We start from the raw sequence: 17,284 nt of genomic DNA on the forward strand, positions 1-17,284 counted from the left end.
TTATCGATCTTTGAACTGCTTTTCACTTTGATTAGTGGAAAAAAAATACGTTTATTGAATGATGGGCTTTCCATCGGGCAATACCTGAACTCCCCAGAGAAACTATTACTGAACACAGTGCCTGGCGTTATTGGCACCTTGTTAAGAGGTGGAGCAGAACTGGATTCGGTTAGTGTTTTAAATATGGCAGGTGAGCCTGTTCCATCCATTTACATCGATCAGCTCGATTGTGAAAGAATAGAGGTGAGGAATTTATATGGTCCTACTGAAGACACTGTTTACAGTACGGTGTATAGAATTTATAATGACAAGCCTGTTTTAATTGGCCGTCCTATAGCCAATACCTCAATTTATATTGTCAACGGGTCAGATCATTTACAGGCTGTTGGTATAGCCGGAGAGATTTGTATAGGCGGTGATGGCCTTGCACGAGGTTATCTGCACAACGCGGTACTCACTGCAGAGAAGTTTGTGGCCAACCCATTTGAACCCGGTCAACGGATGTACCGTACCGGCGATCTGGGGAGGTGGCTGGAAGATGGCCATATCGAATACTTAGGGCGTAAAGATGACCAGGTGAAGATCCGTGGTTACCGTATCGAGCTTGGCGAGGTTGAAGAGGCATTGAGAAGTTATTCAGGTATCGAAGGAGTTGTGGTTACTGCTGGTGGTTCAGCAGAAAAGGAACTTGTTGCTTATGTGGTCAGTAAAGAAGAATTACATATTTCAGCTATACGACTTCATTTAAGTAAGATCTTGCCAAATTATATGTTACCATCACATTTTGTACGGTTGGATCATATCCCATTAAATTCTAATGGAAAAATAGACCGTAAATCCCTTCCTGATCCTTCGGGACTGGGACTGGGTACGGGAATTGAATATGTTGCTCCAACAAATGAAATAGAAGAGAAGATTGTTCTGATCTGGCAAGGAATTCTTGGGAAAGAAAAGATAGGGATTAAGGACAATTTTTTTGAATTAGGCGGTCATAGTCTGATAGCTATGAAAATTTTCGCACAAATTCATAAAGAATTCAATATTAAAATGAAGTTAACAGAACTGTTTGAAAAGTTAACAATAGAGGAATTAGGAAAAGATATTTCAAGAAAAATGTGGGCACTGAAAGTCGATAATGAAGATGATATAAGTGTCAATTCTGATGAAAGTTTTATGCTTTAATATATGATAGAAAAGTTGATAGATAAATTAATCAGTCTCAAAGTTAATATTGAACTGGTCGAAAAAGATAAGATAAAGATACATACTGATATCAGTAAAATTCCGCACGATCTTCTTATCGAAATGAAGTCCAGAAAAGAAGACTTAATAAAATATCTGATTGCAAATGCTTTATCTGATAATTTTAGTAAAATTCCTGTTATTCCAAATGCAGCGTATTATGAGTTGTCATCTTCTCAACGTCGTTTCTGGATTATCAGTCAATTTGAAGGAGGAAACACTGCTCATAATTTGCAGGGGAGATATCTGTTTAACGGTGAGATAAATCATAATTCATTGAATTGTGCTTTTAAAGCTTTAATAGAACGCCATGAAAGTTTACGAACAGTATTCAGAATGAATGATGCGGGAGATGTTTATCAGTTTATCCTTTCATCTGATGAAAAAAAATGGAATGTAGATTTTCATGATGTGAGATTCAGGACAAATAAAGATGAAAAGCTGGAACATATAATACAGGCTGCTGCTATTTTACCTTTTGATTTATCTGCAGGGCCTTTAATCAAAACTTCACTTGTACAAACTGAAGATCACCGATATGTATTTATCTATAATATCCATCATATAATAAGTGATGGCTGGTCGATGGGAATAATACTCAATGAATTGTTATTGTTATATGATGTATATCACAATGGAACTCAAAATATATTATTGCCATTAAGAATCCAGTATAAGGATTATGCTGCGTGGCAAAAAATGGAGCTAAGAAATGGGACTTTAAAACAACAAAAAGAGTATTGGTTGAAGCGGTTGGAGGGAGTGCTGCCTGTGCTGGATCTAAAAGCTGATCAAATGCGTCCCGCTATAAAAACATATAATGGCGAGGAGATTTTCATCAGTGTCGATAGCTCTGTTTATCAAGGATTTAAGGCTCTCGTTCAAAATGAGGGGGTTACCTTATTTATTGGTCTGTTTGCAATGATCAATACATTACTGTATAAATATACTGAACAGGAAGACATTATTTTAGGTACACCAATCGCAGGCAGAGAACATGCTGATCTTGAAAATCAAATTGGTCTCTATATTAACATGCTTGCTTTAAGAATGCAATTTAAAGGTGTAGATAGTTATCAGGAATTATTAATCCGGAGTAAGCAAGTTATAGCTGATGCATATTCACATCAGGCATATCCTTTTGATAATCTTATTGAGGATATGAATTTGAAACGGGATCCAAGCAGAAATCCATTATTCGACATCATTTTAATTCTGGAGAATGCAGAAGGAGTAGAAAGTACTGATAAGTTGCCAGCTGAAAGCGATATGGGCACTTATAATGCTGGAAGCAGGGGAGGAAGCAAATTCGATATGACATTCAGATTCTTAGAAAAGAGTGATCATATACAAATTGGAATAGAGTATAATACTGATATTTATTATGAAAATACTGTAAATCAGCTATCCCGGCACTTTATTCAGCTAATGAAAGCGGTTATTGCAAATCCGGGAATTCCTGTTGCAGAGCTTGATTATTTGAATCTGCAGGAGAAACAAAATCTGCTGACTAATTTTAATAGTGAAGCCTTAGCTTATCAAAAAGATAAAACTCTGATACATTTATTTGAAGAGCAGGTCCTTTTATCTGCAAATAAGATAGCAGTAGTTTTTAAAGATAAAGGTTTGACTTATAATGAGTTTAATCAAAAGGCTAATCAGCTGGGACATTATCTTCGGGAGGAGTGTCAGATAAAAAGAGGTGACCGTATTGGTATTTGTCTGGAGCGTAGCGAAATGATGTTGATTGTGATATTTGGAGTATTAAAATCGGGTGGGGTTTATGTACCGATAGATCCTGAATATCCCATAGAACGTATTGAATATATACTCACTGACAGTAATTGCAGTCTATTGATAAATGAAACGGAGCTGCATAAATTTAATGCTGTTGCAGATACTTATAATACAAATAATCTTCCTGTCATTAATGTTGCAAGTGATTTGGCCTATGTCATTTATACATCCGGGTCTACCGGTAAGCCAAAGGGAGTAATGATTGAACATCAAAGTGTGAATGCATTTATTCAATGGTCTGAAAAGGAATTTGGCAATTCAGACTTTGATACTGTATTTGGAGTGACGTCTATATGTTTTGATTTGTCTGTATTTGAGATATTTTTTACTTTGATCAGTGGGAAGAGATTACGTTTGTTAACCAGTCCTTTTTCTATTGGTGATCATTTAGCCTCGTCAGAAAAATTTTTACTGAATACTGTACCCAGGGTTGTAGGGACATTATTAAAAGATAAACTGGAGTTAGGAGCAATCAAAGTTTTGAATATGGCTGGAGAGCCAATTCCTGCCCATTTTAGTAGTTATTTAGATTGCGACCATATGGAAGTAAGAAATTTGTACGGTCCAACTGAAGATACAGTTTATAGTACAAGTTACAGGATTTACAAACATAGTCCGATTTTAATCGGCCGTCCAATAGCAAATACATCGGTTTATATTATAAATGCAAATAATCAGCTACTGCCTCCCGGAGTTATCGGAGAGTTGTGTATTAGTGGAGATGGTCTTGCCCGGGGGTATTTAAACCGGCCTGAGTTAAGCACTGAGAAATTTGTCGCGGATCCTTTCAAATCTGGTCGGCGCATGTACCGCACAGGAGATTTAGGCAGATGGCTTCAGGATGGGAATATTGAATTTCTTGGCCGCAAAGATTTTCAGGTTAAGATTCGTGGGCATCGTATCGAGTTGGGAGAGATTGAATTAGCTCTTTTAAATTATAAGCCTATAGGAAGTACGATTGTAATTTCCAAAACTACAGGGGGGGGCGAACAGGAATTGGTTGCTTATATGGTTAGTGAAGAAAAACTTAATATATCAGCTATACGGACTCATTTAAGCAAGACATTGCCAGGTTATATGTTGCCATCACATTTTGTTCAATTAGACCAAATGCCGGTAAATGCGAATGGAAAGACAGATCGGAATTTACTTCCTGATCCCGAGGGACTGGGACTGGCAACTGGCATTGAATACATCGCTCCACGTAATCAAACTGAACAGCTATTGTGTGCTATATTTTCAACTGTACTGAAAAAAGAAAATATAGGTATAAAGGACAATTTTTTTATACTCGGTGGAGATTCTATCAAATCTATTCATGTGGTCTCGTTGTTAAGGCAAAATGGATATGTGTTAACCATTGGCGATGTAATGCATTATCCTGTGATAGAATATTTGGTCGGAAGATTGAAATTAGTAAGCCGTGTTGCCAATCAGGGATTGGTTATCGGGACGGTTGCTTTAGGGCCTATTCAGCGTTATTTCCTGGAACAGACAACTCTTGATCATCATCATTTTAACCAATCGGTTTTATTAACCAGTAAAGTACCTATTTCTGAAAGTGCTTTAAATGCAGCTTTGGATAAATTGGTGGAGCACCACGATACTTTGCGTATGGTTTATCATAGAGGATTATCTGGCTGGGAGCAGGAAAATCTGGGTCTTGGTTATGGTTATTCTATAGAGGTAGTTACTGCTATTCCTGAAGATTTTATATTCGAAGAATATTGTACTACTATACAGTCGGGTTTTGATCTCTCAGCAGGGCCGTTGTTTAAAGCAATACTTTTCCGTGATAATACAAGCGACCGCTTATTATTGATTTGTCATCACTTAGTTATTGATGGCGTATCCTGGCGTATTCTATTTGAAGATCTATCGGCTTTGTATGAACAACATAATTCTGGACAAGATTTAATACTTCCACAAAAGACGGATTCTTTTTATTACTGGCAGGAACAGATTGGGCTATACGCAAACAGTGCTGGCCTGGAACAAGAGCGTACATACTGGAAGGAAATTGCTGAATCTGGCTATGAAACGCTTTCAGCTGATAATATTGATGGAAGTAACAAAATGAAAGATGCAGTCTCAGCCTCCTTTGTGTTGGATAAGGAGCTTACCGCCACTTTATTAACTGGCTGTTACCGTGCTTACCAGACTGATACGAATGATATTTTACTGACAGGTCTTGGTTTGGCCTTAAAAGATGTTTTTGGTTTGAAAAAAGTGCTGATTAATTTGGAGGGGCATGGCAGAGAAGATATAGGAAGCGACGTTGATATAAGCCGTACGGTAGGATGGTTCACCACAATGTACCCCGTGCTTATTGATCTGGAAGAGAAAGATGACCTGATTTCTGGTTTGATTGCCGTGAAGGAAAATCTGCGTCGTGTTCCCAATAAGGGAATTGGCTATGGTATTTTAGCAGCGAGTGGAAAAGAGTTTAATGCATTGCATCCTGAGATTACATTTAATTACCTTGGAGATTTTGGATCAGGCGTATCTGGTACAGATGGCCAGGAGTTATTTAGTTTTAGTGGAGAATCTCGTGGTGATGAAGTTTCAGGAGAGATGAATCGCTGGGAAGTACTGAGTGTTTCCGGAATCATTGCAGAAGGAATTTTGCGTATATCGCTAACTTACAGCCGTGAGCAATACGCAGAACAACGTATTCTGAAATTGCTTGATGCCTACAATTCTAATTTGAAAGATCTGATACTTAACTTGTCATTGGCCGTGAATTCAGCCACTGTCGTAAATACGAATTTAACGGATGTGTCTTATAATCAGTTGTTTTATGCGTGCGAATGGGGGCCTGAGGATAGTGTCGTACAAGCTCTCAGCCAATACGACGACATTGATGAGAATATATTCAGCCTTGCAGTAAAACAATTGATTAGTCGTCATGAAAGCTTTCGGACGATATTTGTAAATATAGACGGGCTTTTAAAACAAAAGGTTATAACTGCAGATGAACTTGATTTCAATATGGAAAAGACTATTCATATTGATTCTCATGAAATGTTGGATGAGGTAATTAAAAAGGGACAGACAGATCCGTTTGACTTGTCTAAGGCACCGTTATTTTCGGTTAAAATATTAAAGCTTTTGAATGCGGGCTATTTTGTATTGATTACCATGAGACATATAATTTCTGACGGATATTCTGTTGGTATTTTAGATAATGAATTAAAGCAGTTATATGTAAGTATTTCACAAAATAAAGAAGTAGAATTAAAGCCACTAACCTTTCAATATGAAGATTTTTCGATCTGGCAAAATACATTTTTTAACTCCAGTTCAAGTTTAAAACATAAGGAATACTGGATAAGAAAATTGAATGGATTTAATCCCTCAATTAGCGAGGTTTCAGGTATGAATGGATTAGAAGTTACTAATGATCAGAAGAGATCAGCTGGTATCATAAATATTATAATTGATAAAGAATTTTATCAGGATATGCGCCAGTTTTCAGTAGATCATAATTTAACAATCAATGCACTGCTGCTGGGAGGAGTATCAATATTTTTATGCTGGCTAACTGGTAAAACTGATATGACGCTGACCATGGCTATTTCAGCCAGATATTCCGAATATCTTGAAAAGAAAGATATCAGTGGTCTTATAGGCTGTTTTGTGAATTTACTATTTGTAAGGATTAAATTAGATCGGGAAACAGCTATCCTGGCTAATCTAAAGAACATTCAGCAAGATTTTCTTGAGGATTTAAGCTATGGAGATTATCCTTTTACTATGCTAATGAATCAGTTACCTGACATAATTCCATCTAAGCAACTTTCTGACTCATTTTTCTATTACAATTATGATAACTACGATTTTTTAAAAGGCAATAAAAACACTGAAAATCATGATGTTGTTGATCAAAAAGAAGAAGATTCAGAACAAAAAAGAGCGGGAATTGAAATCAAAGATTTTGAAGATTCTATTGTTTTAAAATTGAGTTTGGGCCGCATTTGTAACGATTATAGTCGTATCGATGAGATTAAATATTATTATTTGTATGCTTTAAAACAAATAATATATAATTCTCAGCTAACAGTCCGGCAAACAATAAATAATGAATAGTCTGATTTATTATTTTAACCTATTGTGTTTTTTTTTATTTCTTTAAAAAGAGTAATGTTAAATAATAATGCTTTTATTTTATGTTTAGAAATATTAAAATTAACCATTTTAATAAAAAAATCAATAGTATGTGTAACTTACGATAGGTTTTAATTACATAAAGTGCAGGAGGTTTGGTGAACTGTTTTATCTGATAACATTAGTTTAAACATAATATTAATTAATCATAACGAGTAAATGTTGAAAATATGAGAAGCATATTAAGAATGGTAATGCCGCTAATTGGAGTCGCTGGATTAGTGAAATTTATGTTCCTGGGAATTTTTTCGGGATTATTTAGTTTTTTATTTATTACTTTTTTAACTAAAGTTGTCGGGCTTATCATTTCCGGGTCCTTAACTACAATCAGCAAAGAGTATATTATAATTTTTGCATTCATAATTCTATTTTTTGTATGGATTAGAAAAATGCTTTCATTGGGAATTGTTACTCTGTCTCAAAGAATTTTCTGGACACTGAGAAAGCAAATTCTGAACTCTGTTTTAAATGCTAATTATGAGCAGTTGTCTAAAAGAAAAATTAAAGTTCATGCAGCTATATTGAGTGACGTATATGTGCTTACTGATGCTTCAATGAATATAATTAGTTTTTTTATATCGCTTGTAATGGGGGTTGCTTGTCTTATTTATCTGGCTTCGATTTCATTCGTATTGTTTTTGATTACTGTTGTAGTTGCATTTATGGGAGCTGCTGTTTATCACTTTGGCTCCATAAAAAACAATAAAGAACTTGAAGTCTATCGTTCTCTTGAGAATAAATTTTTGGAAAGCCTTAATGCTATTTTGGATGGATTTAAAGAAATCTATATGGAGCCCAAAAAAGGCCGGGCTATTTATGATAATAAAATAAATTTTATTGCTAAAGATTCCTATAAAAATAACATATCAGCTTTTACAGGATTTCTCCGGAACCAGATTACCGGGCAGGTTCTTTTTTATCTTCTTATTGCTTCTGTACTACTTGTTTTTAGTATTATCCTTAAAATAAAAGCAACTGACATCGTAAGTTTCGTTTTTACTTTACTTTATCTTTTGGGAGCTATTGAAACCATCATGGTATTATTGCCCGGATTGGTGAGAGCCCGGATTGCATGTAATCATTTAATTGATCTGAAAAATGAACTGGAAGAAGCTAATTTCAGTAATCCGATACCGGATAAATATATTCAAAAAGATGAGTTTGATCAGATCCTTATCAAGGATTTAGAATATAAGTATCACGGAGATGATAATATCTTCGCAATTGGTCCTATCGATTTTCAGATTAAAAAAGGTGACATTGTTTTCATATATGGAGGTAATGGAAGCGGTAAAACGACGTTTGTTCATTCCGTCCTTGGTTTAAATATTCCCGCCTCAGGAGAAATCCATTTAAACGATCAGCTGGTAAATAATGAGAATTACCCAGACTACAGAACCCTTTTTTCTGTAGTATTCAGTGATTTTTATTTGTTTAACGAACTCCACGGAATGCCAGAGCTTGATATAGAAAAATGGAACTATTATCTTGAATTATTTGAAATACAAGGAAAAGTGGAATTAGAAAATAACTGTTTCTCTACAACTGATTTATCTACCGGTCAGCGAAAAAGGCTGGCACTTATTGTTGCGTTGCTGGAAGAAAAGCCTATACTCGTTATGGATGAATGGGCAGCAGACCAGGATCCTTATTTCAGAAAGAAATTTTATACGGAAATTCTTCCCGCATTAAAGAAACAGGATATAACTATCATTGCTATCACTCACGACGACAAATACTATAACTGTGCAGATAGATTATATAAAATGGAAGAAGGGAAATTAATAGAAGAAAGTGTTACTGTACATGAATCTCCGCTTGTATAAAAAATTACTAAATAACCTGGCTAATTACAATCCGGGTACTCCTCACCTCATAAACATTAATTTTAATGAACAGATTTAGAACTATTTTTGTGTTTCCTTTTATTGCATTGATTTTATTAATTGTGGCCTTATCCAGTCAGATGTTCAAGGTCTCGCCTATAGGGAAATTATTAGACCCTTTTGTAGGAGCAGTGCAGAATGGTGAAGATCTGAACTTGATATCATCTGGATTAAAAATCGATAAAACCGGGCTTTCAGACTCTGTTAGTGTCTACTTTGACGAACGAAAAGTTCCTCATATTTATGCCAGGAATAGTAGTGATTTATATTTCACTCAAGGCTACGTTACAGCTAGTCTCCGGTTGTGGCAAATGGATTTTCTGACCTATGTTTCTGCTGGGCGTCTTGCCGAAATTTTTGATGAAGAATCTATGGTCAGTCATGATCGTACCCAAAGGCGTTTGGGAGTATTGGAGGCTGCTAAAACAACATTGAAATTTATTGAGCAGGATCCTGAAACGAATAAAGTTCTTACTGCCTATACTAATGGTGTAAATTCCTATATAAGCAAGCTGAGCTATAAGCAATTTCCTTTTGAATATAAATTGCTGAATTATGAACCAGAACCATGGTCCAAACTAAAAACAGTATTGATTCTGAAAACACTTGGTAATACGCTTGCAGGTTACGATGACGATCTTCTGATGTCTAAAATAATACTGGCATTGGGAGAAGAAAAATTTAATAAACTTTTCCCGGATTTTGATACGCATAGCACACCAGTAATGAATATAGCTAAATCTGAAGCTGAAAAATTCAAATTATCAAAGCCTGAATTTTTAAACTATCTGTTTATGAATCCAAATCAGATAGTACCAAAGAGTGCTTATAATCCTAAACTTGGAAGTAATAGCTGGGCAGTTTCCGGAAAAAAAACGAAATCTGGTTTTCCGATACTTGCAAGTGATCCACATTTAAATCTTTCATTTCCCTGTTTCTGGATTGAAATGCAATTGACCTCTCCGGATGTCAATGTTTATGGTGTGTCGATTCCGGGAGCACCATCTATAATTATTGGTTTTAATGAAAATATAGCATGGGGTATTACAAATGGTGCAGATGATGTAAAAGACTGGTACAAACTAAAACTTACTGAAGATTTTAAACATTATGAAATGGACGGGAAATGGCTGGATCTTAAATACCGTATTGAAGAAATTAAAAGAACCGGCCACAAAACTTTACAGGATACTATCTATAGTACAATACATGGACCGTTAGTGTATACAAAAAACTTTACCGGAAAACAGCCTGACCTTGTCAATTTTGCTTTAAAATGGGCTTTGCATGATCCATCCAATGAATTTAAGACCTTCATTAAGCTGAATAGTGCTAAGGATTATAAGGGCTATAAAGATGCTATACAGTATTTTTCATGCCCCATTTTGAACTTTACTTTTGCTGGCAAAGACAATACAATTGCAATGAACCATCAGGGAAGTATGGCAATTAAACAAAAAGGACAGGGTAGGTTTTTAATGGATGGTACAAAGAAAAGTGAAATACCAACCCTAAGGATACCGTCGGATAGTTTACCGCAACTGCTGAATCCTGTTACTAACTATGTGCTTTCTGCTAATCAGCATCCTACTTATTCCAATTATAAATATTATTATAACGGATATTATTCCGAAACCAGGGCCAATCAAATACAAAGAATGCTGGATAAAGAGAATGCTTTTGATCTCAAAAAAATGGAAGCTGTTCAATTGGATAATACTAATTCTTTTGCTGTTGATGTATTGCCGGTTCTAATGAATACGATTGACCACAATAGTTTGTCCACGAATCAAAAAGGACTATTAAAGAAACTGAGCACCTGGCAGGGAAAGTATGATTTTGATGATAAAGATGCTCGGTTATTTGAATTATGGTGGAAAAATATCAAGGAATATACCTGGGATGAATTTAAAGGCGCTCCTTTCTTTTCAAAAACCCCCGCAGATTATACGCTATTGGATTTGATTAAGAATAACGTTAATGATGAATATTTTGATGTAATCGGAACAGCTAAAAAAGAAAATGCCGTAGATGTGATTACACAAGCATTTATTACTGCTGCAGCTGAGTATAAGAAGTTATCCAAAGAAGGAAATGCAAAATGGGGTGATATTAACAAAGTAAGTATTATGCATATGACTAATATGCCTGCATTCAGTAAAACTGATATTCCAGTAGCGGGGTACCCGGAAGCTATCAATGCAATGGCTGGGGTCTGGGGCCCAACATGGAGAATGATAGTAGAATTGGGGGATACTCCAAAAGCATACGGTATTTATCCCGGTGGTCAGTCAGGTAGTGCCGGAAGTAAATATTACGATAATTTCGTAACAGACTGGAGTAAAGGTAAATATTACAGTCTTCATCTTTTTATGTCAGAAGCAGCTGCAAAGAACGCAGCAACGACTACCTGGGTACTTAAATAATCAGTTCCATATTAATTTAATATAACATGAAAAAAAACAAAAACGATATTATAAAGGCCGGGTTAATTCTTCTTGTAATTATCATATTCACAAAAATGATAGATTCCCTGCCATGGTGGAGCTTTGTAATTCCCGTCTCATTGGTTGGATTACTCAGTACTTTTCTCAAATGGAAAATACCTGTGTTTACGATTGGATTTTCTGTCGGTTTCATTGTTTGGTTTGGTGCAAATTTTTACTTCGACGTAGTTAACGGAGGAATCATTTTAGAAAAAGTAGGTGCTGTGTTAGCTGTGCCAAAAATTGTTGTACTCTTCGCTTCAGGTATAATAGGAGGAATAATGACCTGGCTTGCACTATATATTGGCCAAAGTATGTTCTCATCCGGTGGCGATCTCGTTGAGTTCGAAGATATCAGGCAATCTTGAAATTGTCTGTATTTCAAATAATTACAAAAATATTTAACTAATCTAAAGTGAAAGACAGAATAGCAATAATTACCGGGGCAAGTTCTGGTATTGGTAAATCAACGGCCGTAAAACTGGCAGAAAAAGGAATCAGGATGATTCTTAATGCGCGGGACGAAGACCGGCTAAAAGAAGTAGAAGAGGCTGTCAACAAAATAGCAAACAATGATTGCTGTCGTATTGTTCCTGGTGATATTTCCAGTGCCGGAGTTATAGACCTGTGTATAAAAGAGTGTATCGATACCTGGCAGGATTTGCCCAGTATATTTCTGGCATCTGCGGGCCGTGGATTACCGGGAACATTAATAAGCTCCAACTCAGAAGAGTGGGACGAACTTATTGATACTAACGTAAAAGGTTTAATGTATCAGCTGAAAGGTATCAGTAAAAATATGCTTGAATTATCAGCAGGCAGGGATTATGTAAAAAATCCTATGGACATTATTGTTATCGGGTCTTCTATCGGAAGAAATGTATCACCGTTTAATCCAATTTATGGAGCAACAAAATTTGCTGCACATGGCTTAACTGAAGCATTAAGAAGAGAGTTAGGTCCAAGTGGTATACGTGTAACACTTGTAGAACCAGGGCTCGTAGAAACTAATTTCCAAAAGACTGCAGGCTATAATGAAGACTGGTTTAAAAATTATTCAAAAGAGGTTGGTCCCGTATTGTCCGGAGATGATATTGCAAAGGTAATCAGTTTCATGATTGATCTGCCGGGAAATGTCCACATGGATAATATCTCCATCCGTCCCACAAGACAAGCTTATCCATAATGGAATGTCATTGATTTAGAGCAGACTCATTTTATTATCCCTTAGTTTATATGATGCAATTTAATTATAACACTTTAGTAGATTTATTTGAGGGTATTGTTGAAAAATATCCTGACAGAATTGCTATTAAAGACTGTACTCAATCCTATACTTATCAGGAATTGAGAAGGCATGCCTCTGTTGTTGCAAAATTTCTTCTCAAACAAAATATTAAATCAGGAGACCGGATTGTATGTGTCAGTAAAAAAAATACTGATAGTATAATTTGCTTTTGGGGTATTCTGATGTGTGGAGGAGTGCCTGTGATTCTGGATCATGATGATGGAATGGAAATAAATGAAGGTAAAATTAATGCAGTGCTTGCTCATATTATAATACTGGATAAAACGAATGCTGTATTTTCCGAAGCTATTCAGAATAAATTATTACTCGATTTTGGGGATGTTATCTTATCAGATCAGCTTTCTGATAATCGCGTTGATTTCAGCGGTATTGAGATTCCCGCTTTCTGTTACCTATTACTTACCAGCGGTACTTCCGGCATTCCGAAAGCGGTTCAGGTTTCCCATCAGAATGTTCTTCACTATACCTATTCCAGTTATGAAAAAATTGGATGCCCTGAGCAGATAAATGCCGCTCATGTAACCACATTTTCCGCAGACCTGGGACTCACCAATCTTCTGATTGCTTTGATCTCTGGAGGATTGCTCAGAATTCTGAACAAAGAAGAATCTACTGATCCCGTCATGTTCAATAAGATACTCAAAGAGGAGGAGATTTCTTTGATAAAGATGACCCCATCACATTTGCAATCTATTATTTTTAGTCAGGAAAATGATTCGGGACATTTATTAAAGTATATAATTCTGGGGGGTGAAAAATTAAGCTGGACAGTTGTACAGCATATTTTCGCATTGAATTTATGTGAAAACTTATATAATCATTACGGTCCGACAGAAACAACTATTGGAGCTACGATGTATAAAATAGATAAATCATCTTTACATCTCCATAAAACTGCCTCGGTTCCCATTGGTGCGCCAATTGGAAAAGGGATTTGTTTTCTTAACGAGGAAACTGATAATATAGGGGAATTATATATTTCCGGGCCTGGATTAAGCCATGGGTATTTTGGAAGTGAACAAAAGAATGGAGAAAAATTTGTTACACTGAATCATAATGGTAATTCTTTATCTTTTTTTCGTACGGGGGATTTTTGCAGGAGACTGGATGATGGGAATTATGAATTTCTGTATCGGACAGACAGGCAGGTTAAAATTCGCGGGCATCGTATTGAACTTGGAGAAGTAGAAGTAATTCTAAATACACATCCTGATATTGATCATGTTATAGTTGCCTTATCAGATCATAACGACCGCTCTGTTTTAGAGGCATATATTCAGCTCGGTAAAAGTAAAGAGTTGAAACAAGATACTTTAAAAACCTGGATGCAAGGTAAAACCCCGGGGCATAAAATTCCATCTAATTTTTACTTTTATCAAACGCCACCTTATAATTCCAACGGGAAGATTGATTTTAAAATATTAAAAGAAAAATTTTCTGCTTACCGCAGGCCGGTAGTAAAAGAAAAACAGCTGGTAAATAGCTGGGCTAATGATGCAGAAATGGTTTGGCAAGATATTTTAAATGTTGATCATATCCAGCAGACGGATAATTTTTTTGACATGGGAGGAGATTCGCTGCTCGCCATCCAGACGATTGGGAGGTTACAGCGAAATGGATATAAAATTCATATCAGTGATCTGAATAATTGTCCTTTATTTGAAAATTTTATTTTGCTTAACCCCGAAAAACAGGTTATAACTAATGATATTCCTGTGGTTACACAAGGAAAAAGAACAGTTTCTCAGGCTATGTTTTTAGTACAGGAGGAATTCAATAGAAACTCGTATTGTCAAACTATCCTGTTAGAAACCAATGATGAAATCCAGATTCGTGAGATCTCGCTGGCTATTTATCATATTTTAAAAAGCCACCCGCAATTAACGACAGAATTTTCCAGCCATCATAAAGATGCAGATTTTAGTCCGGTACATTTTTCTGCCGCTGAATTGGGAACGACAATACTGGATAATCAGGTTTCTATAATTAATCAGATACAACTTGTTGCTGATAAGCGTATTAAAGAGATGTCAATTGTTAAAGGGGAATTGTTTAAAGCTCACTTATTTATTGATCGCACTGGTAAGGATTATCTTTTTATTGCCTGTCACCATCTGGCGGTTGATGTGATTTCCTGGAACATTATCTTAGGAGAACTTTTTGAATATTATCAGAAAATCGTTCAAGGCAGTTCCCCAATTATAATTGCAGAAAATGCTGTGGATTTATTCTATAATGTGTTGGCAAAAAATAAATTAGACAACATTATATCCAAAAGTGTGGTAAGTCCGGAAATATTTAAAATTCCTTTATCTGGAAAAGCTGAGGGAGGAATCAGTAAAGTTTGCAGCATTTTATTGCCACAAAAGATTGCAGAAGCATTGAAGCTTACAGAAGAATCATCAGAAGGAATAACCTTGGCAGGAGTTCTTTTTGGCGCATTTTCAAAGACGATACTTGAAGAGTTCAAGATAGACAAAATCAGTATTGATGTTGAATTCCATGGCCGTCCACAACAGAAAGAACTACCAGATCTAAGCAGATCGGTGTCCTGGTGGGCTACAACTGTTCCATTAAATTTAATGTTATCTGATACAACAGCTGAATGTAGTAGTCGCTTGCTGAAAAGAACATCGGAATATGCAAATACCTTAAATTCATTTAAGAATGAGTATATAGAAAGCCGAGTAGAACGTTCTGATATACGATTCAATTATCTTGGACATTTCCCGGAAAAATATGAGAATGACAGTATTACAATGACACCTGCTGTATTTAATTCAGGCAGTACAAGGAGTATGGACGCACAACAGGAATATAAACTTTTCTTTACGGCCAGATGTATAGGTAATGCTGTAATTATAGACTTACAGTACCATACTTCAGAAATTGACAATGATACTGCAGACCGGATCTCTGAAACTTTCTTTTCAAATATAAAATCTATTTTAGGACATAATGAAAATGACTTTGCCTTAGAAAACCTGAATAAGCTAGATAGTAATATGCCTTCAGTAGGGCAGCCATTATATCAATTAAACTTTGGAAATAGTAAAAACGCTATAAAGGCTAAAAGAAATATATTTATTACCGGAGGGACTGGTTTTTTGGGTATTTTTCTGATCAAAGAATTGTTAAGGAATAAGAATATTCATGTTTTTTGCCTGGTAAGAGGAAAAAACCAGCTTCTGGCAGAACGTCGTCTGGAAGATAGTTTTATTCACTATTTTAATTCTATTCCCGCAGACTGGCAGCAAAGAGTCCATGTAATCAAAGGGGACTTATTAGAAAATGACTTCGGGATTCCATCTTCTGACTACGAAATACTAGCAAACCATACAGATCAGATAATTCATGCAGCAGCAGATATAAATCTCGCAAAAGACTATTCAGATCTGGTGAATACAAACGTAAACTCAACGGAGCGAATCATTAAATTTGCAAATAATGGAAAGTTAAAAGAGATTCACTATGTCTCTACGCTGGCAGTTAGTGGATATTCTCCTGGTCATAGTTACACTACGTATACTGAAGATGATTTTGATTACGGTCAAATGTTTATTTCAAATTATGAAAAGACAAAATTTGAAGCTGAGAAATTGATACGGAAATTCTTTAAAGAGAATGGAATGGGTAAGATATATCGTTCAAGTCATATTGCAGCCGATTTTGAGAACGGCAAATTTCAACGCAACACTGGTCAAAACAGAATTTTTCAAATCATGCAGGGAATGTTGATTCTGAAACAAATTCCAAAAAATTACCTGGAGGAAATCTCATTTTCTTATGTAGATATTATTGCAAGGGGAATTGTGAATTCCTGTATGGATATCCTGGCTAATGATAAAGTCTGTCTGCATATGGAAAACGATAGTGCTGTTCCCTTTAGTTCCATTGTTAAGATGCTTCAGCATATGGGTTATCCTATTGAAATCGTAGAATTATCAACATTTAGAAAAACAATAGTAAACTTTGAAGGATTAAAGCAGGATAGGGAAATTATTGATTTGATGTCAATGTGGATTGAACGTTATTTTAATTTTCCGAGAAAGACCAGTTATTCCAATGTGTATAGTGCAAACGTGTTTGCTCAATCTGGACTTTATTTCTCCAAAGTTGATTATCGGTGGTTTGTTAATATGATAAATGAGGGTATCAAAGCTGGATATTTTCAATCACCATTATTAAAAACAGAAATATTTCAATGCTATGAATAAATTTAATTACTATTTATAGTTGTATTCTAATCTATTTGTCTATATTATTTTTTATTTGAATAAAAATATATGAATCCTACCTCTGTTATAGCTGCAAATCTTAACCCACTTTTTTTTCGCGGATGTTTACTTTTAAGCTACTTATTTTTTATAAATATTACATTTTCATTTGCTTCAGCT

At 35.5% G+C, this 17,284-nt stretch carries 7 protein-coding genes; all 7 read left to right on the top strand.

Annotated features, from left to right (window positions below; translation table 11 throughout):
• A partial coding sequence (locus ABIB30_RS26725) for a non-ribosomal peptide synthetase (RefSeq protein ID WP_354306075.1) occupies window positions 1–1,182 on the top strand: 1,182 nt, incomplete at its 5' end.
• Between the two features lie 3 nt (window positions 1,183–1,185).
• Window positions 1,186–7,128 carry a non-ribosomal peptide synthetase gene (locus ABIB30_RS26730; RefSeq protein ID WP_354306076.1) on the top strand — a complete coding sequence of 1,981 codons (5,943 nt, stop codon included), beginning with the start codon at window positions 1,186–1,188 and terminating at the stop codon, window positions 7,126–7,128.
• 308 nt (window positions 7,129–7,436) lie between these two features.
• Window positions 7,437–9,032: a cyclic peptide export ABC transporter gene (locus ABIB30_RS26735; RefSeq protein WP_354306086.1), complete on the top strand. Its 1,596-nt coding sequence runs from the start codon at window positions 7,437–7,439 to the stop codon at window positions 9,030–9,032.
• A 65-nt stretch (window positions 9,033–9,097) separates the two neighbouring features.
• Window positions 9,098–11,518, top strand: coding sequence for a penicillin acylase family protein (locus ABIB30_RS26740; protein WP_354306077.1), 2,421 nt, complete (start codon window positions 9,098–9,100; stop codon window positions 11,516–11,518).
• A gap of 95 nt (window positions 11,519–11,613) precedes the next feature.
• Window positions 11,614–11,946 carry a hypothetical protein gene (locus ABIB30_RS26745; RefSeq protein WP_354306078.1) on the top strand — a complete coding sequence of 111 codons (333 nt, stop codon included), beginning with the start codon at window positions 11,614–11,616 and terminating at the stop codon, window positions 11,944–11,946.
• A gap of 47 nt (window positions 11,947–11,993) precedes the next feature.
• The gene (locus tag ABIB30_RS26750) at window positions 11,994–12,764 is read left to right on the top strand and encodes an SDR family NAD(P)-dependent oxidoreductase (protein WP_354306079.1); all 771 of its coding nucleotides are present in this window, start codon (window positions 11,994–11,996) and stop codon (window positions 12,762–12,764) included.
• Window positions 12,765–12,814: 50 nt separating this feature from the next.
• Window positions 12,815–17,104: an SDR family oxidoreductase gene (locus ABIB30_RS26755; RefSeq protein ID WP_354306080.1), complete on the top strand. Its 4,290-nt coding sequence runs from the start codon at window positions 12,815–12,817 to the stop codon at window positions 17,102–17,104.
• Window positions 17,105–17,284: the final 180 nt, after the last annotated feature.

Source organism: Pedobacter sp. UYP1 (assembly GCF_040547305.1).
Lineage (GTDB): Bacteria > Bacteroidota > Bacteroidia > Sphingobacteriales > Sphingobacteriaceae > Pedobacter.